Source organism: Nesterenkonia aurantiaca, from assembly GCF_004364585.1.
Taxonomy (GTDB): Bacteria; Actinomycetota; Actinomycetes; order Actinomycetales; family Micrococcaceae; genus Nesterenkonia; species Nesterenkonia aurantiaca.
On record NZ_SOAN01000001.1, the window covers coordinates 637,053 to 650,740 of the forward strand.

14 protein-coding genes are annotated in these 13,688 nt (G+C 63.8%); 4 read left to right on the plus strand and 10 right to left on the minus strand.

Features of this window, described 5'->3' with window-relative positions:
- Positions 1-39 precede the first annotated feature (39 nt).
- The gene (locus EV640_RS02840) at positions 40-744 is read left to right on the plus strand and encodes a helix-turn-helix domain-containing protein (RefSeq protein ID WP_133725735.1); all 705 of its coding nucleotides are present in this window, start codon (positions 40-42) and stop codon (positions 742-744) included.
- On the opposite strand, the gene EV640_RS02845 is transcribed toward EV640_RS02840, so the two are convergent.
- The 5 genes from EV640_RS02845 to EV640_RS02865 form a co-directional block, all read right to left on the minus strand.
- Positions 709-1,206 carry a hypothetical protein gene (locus EV640_RS02845; RefSeq protein WP_133725736.1) on the minus strand — a complete coding sequence of 166 codons (498 nt, stop codon included), beginning with the start codon at positions 1,204-1,206 and terminating at the stop codon, positions 709-711. The two genes, EV640_RS02840 and EV640_RS02845, sit on opposite strands and share 36 nt — an antisense overlap.
- Positions 1,207-1,216: 10 nt before the next feature.
- Positions 1,217-3,181 carry a primary-amine oxidase gene (locus EV640_RS02850; protein ID WP_133725737.1) on the minus strand — a complete coding sequence of 655 codons (1,965 nt, stop codon included), beginning with the start codon at positions 3,179-3,181 and terminating at the stop codon, positions 1,217-1,219.
- A 162-nt stretch (positions 3,182-3,343) separates the two neighbouring features.
- Entirely contained in the window at positions 3,344-4,135 is a 792-nt protein-coding gene (locus EV640_RS02855) for an amino acid ABC transporter ATP-binding protein (RefSeq protein WP_133725738.1), read from the minus strand.
- Entirely contained in the window at positions 4,132-4,950 is an 819-nt protein-coding gene (locus EV640_RS02860) for an amino acid ABC transporter permease (RefSeq protein ID WP_133725739.1), read from the minus strand. Before EV640_RS02860 ends, EV640_RS02855 begins: the two co-directional genes overlap by 4 nt.
- A 7-nt stretch (positions 4,951-4,957) precedes the next feature.
- Positions 4,958-5,821 (minus strand): ABC transporter substrate-binding protein, encoded by an 864-nt coding sequence (locus EV640_RS02865; RefSeq protein WP_133725740.1) that lies wholly within the window; start codon positions 5,819-5,821, stop codon positions 4,958-4,960.
- A 120-nt stretch (positions 5,822-5,941) separates the two neighbouring features.
- Between EV640_RS02865 and EV640_RS02870 the strand changes: the two genes are divergently transcribed.
- Both EV640_RS02870 and EV640_RS02875 read left to right on the plus strand, forming a co-directional pair.
- Positions 5,942-6,670 (plus strand): FadR/GntR family transcriptional regulator, encoded by a 729-nt coding sequence (locus tag EV640_RS02870; protein WP_133725741.1) that lies wholly within the window; start codon positions 5,942-5,944, stop codon positions 6,668-6,670.
- Entirely contained in the window at positions 6,663-8,219 is a 1,557-nt protein-coding gene (locus EV640_RS02875) for a gamma-glutamyltransferase family protein (protein WP_133725742.1), read from the plus strand. Before EV640_RS02870 ends, EV640_RS02875 begins: the two co-directional genes overlap by 8 nt.
- Positions 8,220-8,256: 37 nt before the next feature.
- Here EV640_RS02875 and EV640_RS02880 read toward each other — a convergent pair whose 3' ends face one another.
- From EV640_RS02880 to EV640_RS02900, 5 genes are read right to left on the minus strand one after another with little or no spacing between them, the layout of a single operon-like run.
- A complete protein-coding gene (locus tag EV640_RS02880) occupies positions 8,257-9,672 on the minus strand; it encodes a TRAP transporter large permease (protein WP_133725743.1) in 1,416 nt (471 codons plus the stop codon).
- Positions 9,669-10,154: a TRAP transporter small permease subunit gene (locus EV640_RS02885; RefSeq protein ID WP_208292164.1), complete on the minus strand. Its 486-nt coding sequence runs from the start codon at positions 10,152-10,154 to the stop codon at positions 9,669-9,671. Before EV640_RS02885 ends, EV640_RS02880 begins: the two co-directional genes overlap by 4 nt.
- Positions 10,155-10,195: 41 nt before the next feature.
- Positions 10,196-11,308, minus strand: coding sequence for a TRAP transporter substrate-binding protein DctP (dctP, locus tag EV640_RS02890; protein WP_133725745.1), 1,113 nt, complete (start codon positions 11,306-11,308; stop codon positions 10,196-10,198).
- A 5-nt stretch (positions 11,309-11,313) separates the two neighbouring features.
- The gene (locus EV640_RS02895) at positions 11,314-12,111 is read right to left on the minus strand and encodes a carbon-nitrogen hydrolase family protein (RefSeq protein WP_133725746.1); all 798 of its coding nucleotides are present in this window, start codon (positions 12,109-12,111) and stop codon (positions 11,314-11,316) included.
- A gap of 5 nt (positions 12,112-12,116) precedes the next feature.
- Positions 12,117-12,878: an HpcH/HpaI aldolase family protein gene (locus tag EV640_RS02900; protein WP_133725747.1), complete on the minus strand. Its 762-nt coding sequence runs from the start codon at positions 12,876-12,878 to the stop codon at positions 12,117-12,119.
- Between the two features lie 164 nt (positions 12,879-13,042).
- Here EV640_RS02900 and EV640_RS02905 point away from each other — a divergent pair, with 164 nt between their 5' ends.
- A complete protein-coding gene (locus tag EV640_RS02905) occupies positions 13,043-13,675 on the plus strand; it encodes a GntR family transcriptional regulator (protein WP_208292165.1) in 633 nt (210 codons plus the stop codon).
- Positions 13,676-13,688 lie beyond the last annotated feature (13 nt).

Sequence of the window (13,688 nt, forward strand, 5' to 3'; positions counted from 1 at the left end):
CCTGTCTCCTGTCAGGAAACGATCAGTATCATGGAGTCCATGACTCCTGAATCATCTTCCCGGAAGCTCGATGACCCGTCGGCCGACCCGGCGCAGGAGTCCGAGAAGCTGCTGCGCAACCTTGCAGGGAGCGCCAGAGACCGAGAACATTCGGAACCGCTCGCGGCGGACAACCTTGCCGAGGTCATCGGATTCAACGTCCGGGCGCTGCGGACACAGCACGGATTCTCGGTCTCGGACATGGCCGCGAACATCGGATTGTCCAAAGCGATGCTCTCCAAGATCGAGAACGCGCAGACCTCCTGCAGCCTCTCCACCCTGGGCCTTCTGGCACGGGGGCTCGACGTTCCGGTCACCTCGCTCTTTCGCGGCGCCGACGCCGAGCGCGAAGCCGTGTTCACCGAAGCTGGAGCCGGTCCGAACATCACCCGCAACGGCACCAAGGCGGGTCACGCCTATGAGCTTCTGGGCTCGCTGCGAGGACAGCACAAGCGCCTGGAGTCACTTCTGGTGACGCTGAGCCAGGACAGCGACGCGTATCCGCTGTTCCAGCATCCCGGCACCGAGTTCATCTATATGCTCGAGGGGCAGATGCAGTACGGCCACGGGATGTCCACCTACACCCTCTGCCCGGGGGACTCGCTGCAGTTCGACGGCGAGGCGCCGCACGGCCCGACCGCGCTGGTCACGCTGCCGATCCGGTTTCTCTCAGCCATCGCCTTCCCGGACAACACCTCGCTCTAGCCTGAGCCGCTTCAGCCAGAGTGCGCCGAGGACCTCGAGCGCCGCGATGGCGGTGGCAGAGATCAAGAGGGCGGGATGAGTCGGCAGCAGAGCTGTTCCGGACACGGCCTCGGACACGCCGTGATGGGTCGAGAGGCTCACCGCACCAGCTTCCGCGAGGGCACCCGGGCCGGCCATCATCACGGCGTGCACCAACAGCATCCCGAGGTTCATGCCTGCGATCATGGTCAGCGTGCGCTCCGAGTGCCCGCGCCAAAGCCGACCGGCACAGAGCAGGCACCCGAACGCGAGAGCCGCCATCAGCAGGCTCAGCAGGAGCGGACCATGGCTGAGCATCATCAGGTGCAGTCCTGCAGAGAAGACTCCCAGGACTGCGAGCGCGCGGCGCCCCTGCAGAACGGACCGGGCGCCCACTCTCGAGCGGATCCACTGCAGCGACGGAGGCTCCGTCTGTACCGTCATCACGCATCTCCTAGTGGCAGCTTGAGCTCTGCTCCGCCGGGAGGTCCAGCATCGGATTGCCGTCGAAGAAGCCCGAGGGCTTCAGATGTAGACCAACCGTCGCCACAGGCATCACCGGCCAGTCCTCTGGACGCACCACATGGTGTGCGCAGAGGACGGGCCACAGCACCAGATCCTCACCCACCAGTGATCGGTCCTGCTGGACGTACTCGGGCAGCCCTCCTGAACTCGGGTTCTGCGGCACATACTCACCGGCCGCGTAGCGCTCACGTTCCGCGAACTTCGTGGCCCAGAGGTGTCGTCGGGCGAAGGCGCCCCTGGCGTACTGCTGCGACCCCGGCTGCGCCATCGGCAGCGCGAGGCTTCCGCCGAGCTCGACCTTGTACCCGATATCTCCGCCAAGCCGGTTCTTCTTCTCGGCATTGGTCACCACCCACGACCGGCCACGAGTGGGATCCGCCAGCCGCTGGGCCTCAGCCTCTGATCTCAGCAGCGTCTTGGACTCATACCAGGCGTTGCCCCAGGGATTGTCCTCCGGGGCTGCCGCCTCCGCCTGCAGCTCGTAGAGGTTGTTCTTGGGCCCGTCGACGTTCATGTCGAGACGCACCGCGAAGAAGTGCTGGTGGTTGGGGCCGTAGAGGCCTTCAGCGATGACCTTGCCGTATTTGGGCTCATCGCCCTGCTCATAGGCTCCCGTGGACAGGATCCCGGTCAGCTTGGACTCGAATTCGATGGAGCCGTCGAGATAGAGGTACCAGTAGAAGCCATAGTCGTAGTTGCCCACCGTGGTGAAGTAGGAGACCACCAGGCGGCGATTGCGGCGCACCTCCCCCAGCCCGGTGCGGAAATCCGTGTGCTTCCAGCCGATTCCGGAATCTTCCTCATGGATGCAGATCGCGTTGGAGATCTTGGTCGGCTCGCCGTCTTGATCGCACAGGTGAGCGTCCAGATACGTGATCTCACCGAGACAGTCACAGCCGAGCACCAGGGAGTTGGCCAGGCCGCCGAGCCCGTATTCGCCCTCGTCGAAGACGTTCTTGTTCCAGTGCGTGTCGCCCGGATCGCCGTAGGGGACATACATCTCCGCCAGCGACGCCCGGTACAGGACGGGCCGCTCGGTGCCGCGGTCGTCATAGGTGATGTTGTGCAGCACCACCCCCTCGCGCGCGGTGAACCCTACCCGGAGGTTCCAGTTCGCCCACTCCAGCCCGTTTCCCTGCATCGTGAACGAAGGCCCCTCCGGCTGGGTGATGTGGATCGGCTTCATCCGGTCCCGGACCTTCTCGAAATGCGGGGAGTTCTCCGGGTCGGTGATCCGATCCGCGGTGTAGTTCCCCTTCCGCTGGGGCAGCGGGACCACCCCGGTATCTTTCACCTCGAGGATCTCGTTGCTGTCCAGATCCACCGTGATGATCAGGTTCTCCACAGGGCGGGCATAGGCGTTGGCGTCATCCTCACCCTGGATGAACACGATCGGCCGCGCGATCCGGCGCTGGCTGGGGGCATCCTCTGCCATCACGTAGCCGGCCGCCCACTTGTCCACCATGGCCTTCGAGAAGTCCTCCACGCCGCGTCGACGCAGAGCCTGTTGGACCTGAGGATCCTGCCGGATCATCTCCTCGCAGGCGAAGAACTCCTCCTCTGTCATCGGCGGCTGTGCATCCTCAATCTCGAGATAGCTGGTCACGGCGTCGGTGCTGAGATTCACGATGGCCTCAAGGGTGCGGTGCCGGTCATGATCGCGCAGCAGCAGGAAAGCCTCGCGCTCCCAGGGGCCGGCCTCAGCCTCGAAGGCCCGGACCGTCGCCTTGGAGGGTTCCCTGAGCTCGATGAAGACGAAACGCTGCTCCGGTGTGAACTCGGAGTGCTGCTTCAGAATGGCCGAAGCCTTGCTGATCTCCTCGGGCGCCAGCGGCTCCAGGGGATGGGTGGCCGTCAGCGACTTCACTGCGGTCTGGGCTGCCTGTGGATTCATGGGGCGTCCTTCCTCAAGCTCAACGGGGCGTAGTTTCTGATCAGTCATCACTGTTTACTGTGCATGGATCCTGGTCCGCGGGGAAGCCTCCGTGCGAGGTTTTACACCTCTGCCCTACAGTCTTTACGTGCACGACACAAGGCCCTCAGCGGCGTCGCCTGGTTACTCCAAAGAGGACAGGAACCTCCTGGTGCGCTCGTGCTCGGGGTGCGAAAAGATCTGCTCAGCGGTTCCCTCTTCGAGGATCCGGCCGGCCTCCATGACCACCACGCGATCGGAGACTCGCCTCGCGAAGGCCATCTCGTGGGTGACGATCACCATGGTGACCCCCTCTTCGGCGAGCCCCTGGATCGTTCGAAGCACCTCGGAAGTCATTTCGGGGTCCAGCGCACTTGTGGGCTCATCGAAGAGCAGCAGCCGGGGCCTCATGGCCAACGCCCGTGCGATGGCGACACGTTGCTGCTGACCCCCCGAGAGCGTCGCCGGTTTCTGGTCGGCCTGATCCGCGAGACCCACTCGTCCAAGCAGCTCATGCGCGCGCCCCACTGCCTCCGCCTTGTTCTCCCGCTTCACCCTCACGGGCGCGTGCCAGACATTCTCCGCGGCGCTCATATGGGGGAAGAGATTGAAGGACTGGAACACGAAGCCGATTCTCTGCTGATCCAAGCGGAGCTGCTGCACATCATCGCCATAGCCGCCATCGGAGCGCGAGCGCTTCCCCAGTGGCTTGCTGTCGAGCAGGATCTCGCCCGAGGTCGGCTCCTCGAGCCGGTTGAACGTGCGCAGGAGCGTCGTCTTACCTGATCCGGAGGGCCCGACCAGGGTGAGAACCTGACCTTCAAGGACCTGGGCGCTGACCCCGTGCAGAACGGTCTTGTCCCCATAGGTCTTGGTGATCTCCTTGGCGTACATCACGGGTCCGGAGATCGTCTTTTCGCTCAGCAGTGCGGTCATGGGGTGAGAACCTCCTTGGGCGTCTCTTCGCGGGGTGACCGGGCCAAGCCAGCCCTGCCGGAACGCAGCACGCGCACCGTGGAGCTGACCAGTGGAATCTCGTAGGGGAGTCCGACCTTGTGGTTGTAGTGCCTTTCGATGTACCACTGGATGACGGTCCAGATGGTCGTCAGCAGCAGGTAGTACAGTGCCGCCACGCAGAAGATCTCGAACGTCCGAAAAGTTGCTGAACTGATCGACTGGGTCATCAGGAACATCTCCTGGACCCCGATGACGCTCAAGATCGAGGTGTTCTTCATCAGCTGGTTGAAGGTGTTGCCCAACGGCGGCACCATCGTTCGGATCGCCTGCGGCAGGATCACCCACCGCATCGTAGAGATCGCCGTCATCCCCAGAATCTGGGAGGCCTCCACCTGTCCCTTGGGGATCGTCTCGAGACCCGATCGAACGATCTCAGCGACGTAGGCGCTCTCATTGAGAGTCAGCGCGACGACGGCGGCCTGAACAGCTCCGGCAATCGAGATCCCTGCGATGCTCACCGTCTCGAAGGCGAAGATCCCTGCCGCGGAGAAGCCCATGTAGAGGAGCACGAGCTGCACGAGCAGCGGAGTCCCCCGGAGGATCCACACGTAGAGTCCCGCCACTGTGCGCAGAGCGAAGAAGCGCGAGCGGGCCATCATCGCGACGAGCAGCCCCACGAAGAGAGCCAGGGTCATACTGATCACGGACACCGCCACCGTCATCATCAGGCCGCGCAGGAAGGGGGCGGAAGGGCTGAAGAGCGATTCTGTGAAGAACTCAGGATCAAACTGCATGTCGACCTCAGAAGTCTTCGGCGATGTTCATATCAGCCTGGTTGTAGTCACCCAACAGCTCCTCATAGGTGCCGTCCTCCTGAAGCGCCTCCAACGCTGTCTCCAGAGCAGCAGAGAGCTCCGTGTTCTCCGGCAGAGTAGCGGCCCCGACCTGGATCATCCCGTAGGGATCTCCGGTCAGCACCAGCTCGCCATCGGTCTGCTGTTCCCGGTAGGAGATCGTGGGAGTCTCGGAGGCCAGGGCCACCTGCTGACCCGAAGTGACGCTCTGAGCGGCGTTGGTGGCATTGTCGAACTTCACGACCTCCAAGTCCGCGCCCAGTTCGGCGCAGGCGTCCGCCTGGTCATCCATATTCTGCTCGGCGGTAGTGCCGATGGTGGTGGCCACGCTGTGACCGCAGAGCGAGTCATCCGGTCCGGTGATGCCAGCCTCGTTCTCGGCGGAGACGGCGATCCCTTGGCCCTGCCACATGTACGGCACGAAATCGACGACTTCTTCGCGCTCCGGACGGATATAGAGCGAGGAGATGATCGTGTCGCATTGCGACGCTTGGAGCGACGGGATGATCGAGGCGAAGGGGACATCGACCCAGACCGTCTCCAGGCCCATTCGTGCGGCAAGCTGCTCGGCCAGCTCGACCTCCATGCCGGTGGCCTCATTGGCCTCGTCGTAGTGGTAATTCGGTGGCAGCCCCATCGAGAGGGCGGCACACACGGTGAGGTTTCCCTCGCTGACCAGTGCCTCCTCAGACACCTCGACTTCCACTTCGACATCGGTCGAGGTCGCTTCTCCCTGTCCGCAGGCGCTGAGCACCAAGGCCGATATGCCGGCCAGGACGGTGGTCTGGGCTGATCTCTTCAGTACTGACATGGTGCCGGAACCTTTCGGAGAGTGATGGATTATCGGGTCGTCCTCTTGTAGGATAAAGGGACTCAGTGACTCAAACAATCGATTCCCAGCGGTTTTACGGAGACGACAAGGAGTATTTACATGACAGAAACGCAGGACTTCCGCATCACGCCGGCCCAGTCTCAGGCCCTCCCACGCCTGGTGGCCGAACAGCTCGTCAAGGTCATCGCCTCTTCTGGATCCTCTGAACTGAAGCTGCCGACAGAGCGCGAACTGACAGAACAGTTCGAAGTGGGCCGCAATGTCCTGCGCGAGGCGCTCACGTTCCTGGAGGGCCTCGGGGTCGTCACGGTCCGCAAGCGCGAGCGCTTCGGGCAGACCGGTCGAGCTCGAGCCCAGCTCGTGGCCTTCTCTACGCGGGCCTCCGTCGACGAGCTGATGACCTCTGACCCCATCGAGGTGCGCCGGATCGTCGAACCCTCCACTGCCGCACTGGCAGCGCAGCGTCGCACCCAGGAGGACGTGTTGGAACTCCAGCACTGGATCGACTCGATGCAGCGCTGTCACGAGAACCACGGACGCGTCATCGACTTCGACGAGGCCTTTCATGTCTCCATTGCCCGCGCCACGCATAACCACACCCTCGTCGAACTGGTCACCACGCTCTCGGACATCACTCACGAGAGTCGCGAGATGTCCTTCGAACCAGTGATCGCTGCGGAGTCCGCGATCGCGGACCACCGCCGAATCTTCGAGGCGATCCGGGATCAGAAGCCCGAAGAGGCGCGCCAGGCCATGCTCGATCACGTCAGCTTCGTCGAAGAGATGATTCACGAAGCCAGCAAGACACTGGAGGATCAGAATGTCTGAGCGCCACCACGCTGCGGTTTCTTCCCCCCATTCACTGGCCACCGAGGCAGGGCGGGCATCTCTGGCAGCCGGAGGCACCGCCATGGACGCCGCAGTGGCCACCAACGCGATGCTCTCAGTCGCCTACCCTCACATGTGCGGGGTCGGTGGCGACATGTTCATGCTTTATTTCGAGGCCTCGACGGGATCAGTCCACTGCCTCAATGCCACCGGCCCGGCACCAGCACTGGCGACTCCCGAGTTCTACCGGGAACAGGGCCTCGAATCGGTGCCGACTCGAGGCCCTGGATCTGTGACGGTTCCTGGCACTGTCGCCGGATGGTCCGCGGCCCTCGACAGATTCGGCGCCCATGGACTTGCCGCCGCTCTGGAGCGCCCGGCACAGGTCGCCGAGTCCGGCGTCGCGGTCTCGGCGGGAGTCGCCCGGTGGATCGAGAAGACTGCACCTGAGATCGTCGAGGGAACCCCGCTCCACGCGATCCTGAAGCCTCGGGGCGTATGGCTCCGGGAAGGTGACACGCTGCGCAATCCCGACCTCTCACGCACGCTTCGCTCCATCGCCGCCGACGCAGGTGCATCCTTCTACCGCGGAGACCTTGCCGCCGCCATTGGTGCTTCGATCGCCGCTGAAGGCGGCCCACTTCGCGCAGAAGACCTGGACGCCTATGCACCGGAGTGGGTGGAGCCCCTCTCATCCTGGATCGATGGTCATGAGCTCTTCGTCCCTCCGCCGAACAGCCAAGGCGTCACTGCACTTCTCATGCTCGAGAAGTTCCGGCGACTTGCGGGCAACGCCGCGGACCCACGCGACGCGCAGTACTTCGAGAGGTTCATCAGCGCAAAGCGCCAGTCCTTCGAGTTCCGTGATCGATACCTGGGCGATCCGCTCTTCCATCCTGACACTCTCGCATTCGTCGATGCGGCGTTGGCCGGAGAGGTTCCGCAGACGCCGGCACTCGCGATGACGGACTACCCGCCTCAGGGGGACACCGTCGGGCTCGTGACCCGCGATGAGCAGGGCAATGCCTGCGCGGTCATTCAGAGCATCTACTACGGCTTCGGTTCGCTGTTCATGCCCGCGGACACGGGTGTGCTGCTGCACAATCGCGGTCACTACTTCTCCCTCGAACCCGGTCGTATCAACTCGCTGGAGCCGGGGAAGCGCACCATGCACACCCTCATGTGTCTTTTGGCCCTCCGGGATGGCGTCCCGCGATTTGTGCTGAGCTCCATGGGCGCCGATGGGCAGCCGCAGTTCATCTTCCAGGTGCTGCAGAACCTGCTGCGAGGAGACACCCCGCAGGATGCGATCAGTGCCCCCCGAATGCTCGACGGGCGTTTCTCCCTGGAGGATGATCCTGACACCGTCCAGCTCGAGCCCATGCCCGAAGACGTTGCGGATCGTCTCAGATCTGCGGGGCATTCCGTGCAGGTGCTCAGCGAACTCTCGGAGATCATGGGGCACGCTCAGGCGATCAGCATCGCCGCGGACGGCTCCGTCGAGGCAGGGTTCGACCCGCGCAGCGATGGAAGCGCTGCGCGGGTCTGACCGAGTCAGGAGCTCCTGGTGAGGACTCAGCTGCCGATCATTTGGCAGCCGAATACTCCGGCAGGAAGGTCACGATCTCCGGCACCATGATCAGCACTGCGACCACGACCACGTCAGCGATGATGAACGGGGCGATGCCACGGAAGATCCTGCCCAGTCCCGCCTCCGGCACCGAGCCCGAGTATACGAAGGCGTTCATCCCCACCGGCGGAGTGATCAGCGCCATCTCCGCCACCTTGACCACCAGGATGCCGATCCAGATCTCCTCGAAGCCGTAGGCGCTGAGGATGGGGTGCAGCAAGGGTGCTGCGATAAGGATCATCGACACCCCGTCCAGGAACATGCCGAGCGGCAGCAGGAGCAGCAAGCAGCAGATCAGGACCACGTAGGGTGACATGTCCGCGTCCACCACAGTGTCCACCAGTGCACGACTGACACCGGAGAAGGCCAAGAAGTAGGTGAAGACACCTGCGCCTACCATCAGCAGGAAGGTCATCGCGGTCAGCCCCACTGCTTCGGTGAGTGACTCTCGGATCACACTCAGCCACCTGGGCGGCCGCGTCCGGATCAGCAGGATCAGCAGGGCAGCCATGGCGCCGAAGGATGCCGCTTCGGTGGGCGTGGCGACGCCCATATAGATGGTGCCGATCGAGACCAGGAAGATGACCGCGAGGAACAGGAGCCCCATGACGTCGAACCGCGGCTTCTCCTGGCGTGCTGCCGGGGAAGCCGGGACTTCAGCAGCACCCGAGTCCCCGACCTCGGCAGGGTCGCTGCCGAGGTCGGGGGCCGGAGCAGACGAGGCTGAGACGGACGCCTGGGTCGGGGCCTGTTTGCGACGACCGACGAGCACGAGCACCACGATGGTGAGCGCGTAGGCCAGGATCGTCAACAGACCCGGCCCGATGCCTGCCAGTAGCATCGGTCCGATGCTGACACCAGTGACCACCGCGTAGAGCACCAGAATGATCGACGGTGGAATCAACACGCCCAGGGTGCCGCCGGCGCACACCACACCTGCGGCAAGACGGATCCCGTATCCGGCCTTAAGGATCGCGTCTGTGGAGACCCGTGCCATCGTCGCTACAGTGGCCACGCTCGACCCGGTCACGGCCGCGAAGAACCCCGACCCGGTCAAGGATGCCAGGGCAGGTCCGCCGGGGACCTTCACCAGCGCCCGGGAGGCCGCGTCAAACCCAGCCTCAGCGAGCCTCGCGTTGACCGCGAAGACTCCCATCAGGATGAACAGCGGAATCACGGTCAATGTGTAGCTGGCCGCGGTGGAGTATGGCTGATTCGCCACCGTGCTGAGCGCCGCATCGGTGCTGAGCAGCATCACGATGCCCAGCGCGCCGGCGATCATCAGGGAAAGCCCCACGTGGAGGCGGATCGCCAGCATGCCGAGGAAGACGATCAGGACGGTGATCAGTGCCACGATCGTTTCGGCTGTCATGCCGTCACTCCACTCACGGAACGGGCTCCACGCAGCACGAGGAACTGGTGAACTTCTCGCCAGAGGGCGAGGACGAAGAACACGAGGAAAGAGATCACCAAGATCAACTTCCACGGCGCGGTAACAAGGCCAAGAACACCATTGGTGGTCTCCCCTCGCTGCACCGCGCCGAGGTACACCTCGGTCAGCCCCAGGATCAGCAGCGAGCCGACGGCCGCCAGCAGCAGAATGCGCAGCACCGAGAACACCAGCCGGCCCAGGCGCGGAAGTCGCGCTTCGATGAGGCTCACTGACACGTGCTTGCCTGTGATCTCGGCAGCGCCGAGCCCCAGGAAGGCAACGGCCACCAACAGCACCGTGGAGATCTCCACTGTGCCCAGGATGGAACGACCCTGGACGTTACGGCTGACGACGTCAGCGACGGTCAGCAGCACGAGAGCCAGCAGGCAGAGACCGGCGATGACACTGAAGGCAGAGGCCACCCAGCGAGCTGGGCGTGGCAGTGAGGCGCTCATCGACTACGTCACTCGCCCATGCAGGCGACCAGCGGATCCGAGTAGTCGGAACTCTCCGTGGTCTCGTCGATGAACTGGCGGTAGTCCTCGAGCACGGATTCTGCGTCCCCGCCCTGATCAGATACCCAGGCCTCGGCGATGCCGGCCTCGTCCTGCCACGCCGTCACGTCTTCCTGAGTGAAGCTGGAGAACTCGGTGCCGGAGTTCTGCAGCTCCTCGCAGGCCTGGTTGCCCAGAGTGTCGAGTTCATCCAACCCGTAGCCCACTGCGTTCTCGCTCGCGGTACGCAGTGCCTCCTGATACGCCTCGGGCATGGATTCGACCAGCTCGGCATTGACCACCACGACCGAGGAGGCGTACGAGCCGATCCCCGGCTCCAAGACATGTGAGGTGCTCTCCGAAAGCCCGAAGGTCGAGAGATTCGCGATGCCCAGAGAGGTATAGCCGTCGATGACGCCTCGTTCCATGGACTCATACACATCCGTGGCGGTCATGCTTACCGGATTCGCCCCCACACTGATCATGGCTTCAGAGACCACTCCGCCGGAGCGGATGCTCAGGCCCGCAAGGTCATCGGGGGCCTCTGCTGCCTCGTTGAGTCCCACCACGGCGATGCCGATCGGCAGCGGGAAGAGCTGCTGGACGCCCTGCTGCTCGAAGTCCCCGCGGTAGGCGTCGTTCTCCTGGTAGAGCTGATCCAGGGCGACCATCTGGGCCTCGGGATTGTCGGTCTCGAAGGGCAGCTCGGAGATGGTGTACATCGGCAGATCCGAGGCGGCGTAGAGCGAACCGACCTGAGCCATGTCCGCGCGACCATCGATAGTGGCCTGAAGGGACTCCTCCGCCCCCACAAGGCTCTCGGAGTAGTGGAAGTCGACCGTGACGCCGCCTTCGGTGAGCTCCTCAACCTCTTCGGCCCAACGCTGCACCGTGATCGACTGATCGGAGGTGTCGTTGGAGTAGGTCGTGTAGGTCAGCGTGAAGGTCTCGTCCGTCGAGGTCTCCCCACCCCCATCACCTCCGCCACAGGCGGAGAGCCCCAGAACGCCGACCGCGCCGATCGCGGCGCTGCGCCATAGGACGCTGGAGGTGGGACGTGTGCCATTGCGAGTGATATTCATGTGACTCATCCATTCATCGGTGCGACGCGATAGCGGCGCAGTGACAGTGCGGGATTGGACAGACGGACAGCTTCCAGGCGCTGGTGCGAGAGCTCCGCCAGCGCGAGACCTTCGGACTCCCCGACGCCTGCGAGCGTGTTGCCCATCGGGTCGAGGATGGCGCTGTTTCCAGCACCAGTGGGCGCGGCCTGATCCGCAGCCAACACGTAGATGGTGTTCTCGATCGCGCGAGCCCGGATCAAGGTGTTCCAATGGAACTCCTTGAGCGGGCCGGGGACCCATTCTGCGGGCAGCGCCAGAACGTCGGCCCCAGCGTCCACCAGGGTCCTGGTCACCTCCGGGAAGCGCAGGTCATAGCAGGTCTGCATGCCCACGGTGAATCCGCCCACGGACATCAGCTGAGGAGCCTCCAGCGCACCGGCGAGCACCCGGTCAGACTCCTTATAGCCGAAGGCGTCGTACAGGTGGGTCTTGCGATAGACCGCGGCGATCTCACCCTCCTGGAGGCCCACCAGAGTGTTGTAGATCCGGCCGTCCTGGGCGCTCTCATTGATCCCGGCGACCAGAGTGACCCTCAGCTGCCGAGAAACCTCCCGGAGCCGTGTGACTGCCGGTCCGTCAAGTGACTCCGCGCTGTCGACGAATCGGTCGTCCATCGTGGGAACGGTGAAGATCGCGTACTCGGGAAGGACGATCAGTTCAGCGCCCTGGTCGGCGGCTCGGCGGATCATCGTCTCCATTGAGGCGAGGTTCGCATCCTTGTCCGCACCAGGGGTGAACTGGGCGATGGCTGTCTTCAACATGGTGCTCACTTTCCGGCCTGGGCCTGGATCTCGTGCAGCGCCGAGCTGGCGCCGGAGAGTCCCGCCAGCAGGGCACCGTACTGCATGGTGGCGATGATCAGGTGCGCGTTCTTCTCTGCTGCCAGCTGTTGTTCTGCCGGGCTCCAGGCGGGGAGGATCCACGGCTTGCCCGCCGCGTTCGCGGCATCCGCCAGGTATGCGATGTCGGCTAAGTCGCCTTCGCCGGCGGTGTAGGCACCGCGATCGCGCCGCAGCGAGAGGTCCGAGGGCCCGATGAAGATCCCGTCCACCGAGTCCAGCGTCAGGATCTGCTCGATGTCCGCGAAGGCTGAGGCGTCTTCGATCATGGGATAGCACCGGGTGCGGACGTCCTGCTCGGCGACCCAGGCGTCATCGAAGCCTCGGTAGCTGGAGACTCTGCCTCCGGCGAAGGAGCGATCACCCAGTGGTGGGAACTTGGCGTAGCCGCAGACCTGCTCGGCATGTGCCACGGACTCCACATGCGGAATGGCCACAGCATTGGCTCCCAGATCGAGGGCCTGCTGAATGGCTTCACGCTGAGGGCCCAGGACCTTGACGATCACCTCCATGCCCTTGGCCCGAATAAAGGGGAGGAGCCAGTTGAGTGCCGTGAGATCAAAGGAGCCGTGCTCGACGTCGAGCACAACCGTGTCATATCCGGCCATCGCGGCCACCTCCACCGTGGAGGCTGATGGTTCGGAGAGCCAGACCCCGTGAAGCCCAGCCTCCTGTGTGTGTCGATTCATCCGGTTCCTTCCGCAGTGAGTTTCTCGTGGACCTGAAGCTCTAATACACCACGTGCATGTTTCTTGTGTGTTTCTTGTATACAAAGAGAGTGCAACATGTGGAACTACGTTAGACTGAGTGTGTGCCACCACACAAGAGAAACGACACAGATTCCTCAAAAACGTTGCCGAGTGCCCGGGATCGGGCATATGCCTGGATCGCCTCTGCCATCCTGTCCGGCGACGTCGCCGAGGGGCAGTTCCTCGATGAGGTGACGCTCGCCCGCGAGGTCGGCACCTCGAGAACTCCGGTCCGAGAGGCCCTGCATCGGCTCCAGGCCGAGAAGTACGTCGACCTCGTGCCCCGCCGGGGCGCCCAGGTGCGAGTGATGAGCTCGCGTGAACTGCGCGAGATCTATCAGGCTCGGTTCGTCGTCGAGTCCGACGCGATCGCGAAGATCTGTCGCCGCCGCAAGGGTCCGCCGCCGGGCATGGCCCAGCTACTTGACGACATGGAGGAGGCGGGGCGCCAGGAACAGTGGCGCAGCTTCGCCCAGATGGACCAGATGCTGCACCTGAACCTGGTCCGCCATCAGGGCAATTCGGTGCTCGCGGAGATGTATGAGTCCCTGGGTCCCCGGCATACCCGCCTGTCAGTGCGCACCCTGGTAGAGGCCACTGAGCGCCTGGAGCTGATCGAGCAGGAGCACCGCGAGCTGCTTGCAGCCTTGCAGGACCACGACGCCGACCGAGCCATCGAGGTGCTCCGCCGGCATCTGCGGGAGATACCAGAGATCATCGAAGCCTTCACCGGCTGACTGCGCCGGCTCG

Bases quoted from the DNA above. Each gene is read 5' to 3' on its own strand.
- EV640_RS02840 (WP_133725735.1), top strand. From the start codon at position 40: ATGACTCCTGAATCATCTTCCCGGAAGCTCGATGACCCGTCGGCCGAC.
- EV640_RS02845 (WP_133725736.1), bottom strand. From the start codon at position 1,206: ATGACGGTACAGACGGAGCCTCCGTCGCTGCAGTGGATCCGCTCGAGA.
- EV640_RS02850 (WP_133725737.1), bottom strand. From the start codon at position 3,181: ATGAATCCACAGGCAGCCCAGACCGCAGTGAAGTCGCTGACGGCCACC.
- EV640_RS02855 (WP_133725738.1), bottom strand. From the start codon at position 4,135: ATGACCGCACTGCTGAGCGAAAAGACGATCTCCGGACCCGTGATGTAC.
- EV640_RS02860 (WP_133725739.1), bottom strand. From the start codon at position 4,950: ATGCAGTTTGATCCTGAGTTCTTCACAGAATCGCTCTTCAGCCCTTCC.
- EV640_RS02865 (WP_133725740.1), bottom strand. From the start codon at position 5,821: ATGTCAGTACTGAAGAGATCAGCCCAGACCACCGTCCTGGCCGGCATA.
- EV640_RS02870 (WP_133725741.1), top strand. From the start codon at position 5,942: ATGACAGAAACGCAGGACTTCCGCATCACGCCGGCCCAGTCTCAGGCC.
- EV640_RS02875 (WP_133725742.1), top strand. From the start codon at position 6,663: ATGTCTGAGCGCCACCACGCTGCGGTTTCTTCCCCCCATTCACTGGCC.
- EV640_RS02880 (WP_133725743.1), bottom strand. From the start codon at position 9,672: ATGACAGCCGAAACGATCGTGGCACTGATCACCGTCCTGATCGTCTTC.
- dctP (WP_133725745.1), bottom strand. From the start codon at position 11,308: ATGAATATCACTCGCAATGGCACACGTCCCACCTCCAGCGTCCTATGG.
- EV640_RS02895 (WP_133725746.1), bottom strand. From the start codon at position 12,111: ATGTTGAAGACAGCCATCGCCCAGTTCACCCCTGGTGCGGACAAGGAT.
- EV640_RS02900 (WP_133725747.1), bottom strand. From the start codon at position 12,878: ATGAATCGACACACACAGGAGGCTGGGCTTCACGGGGTCTGGCTCTCC.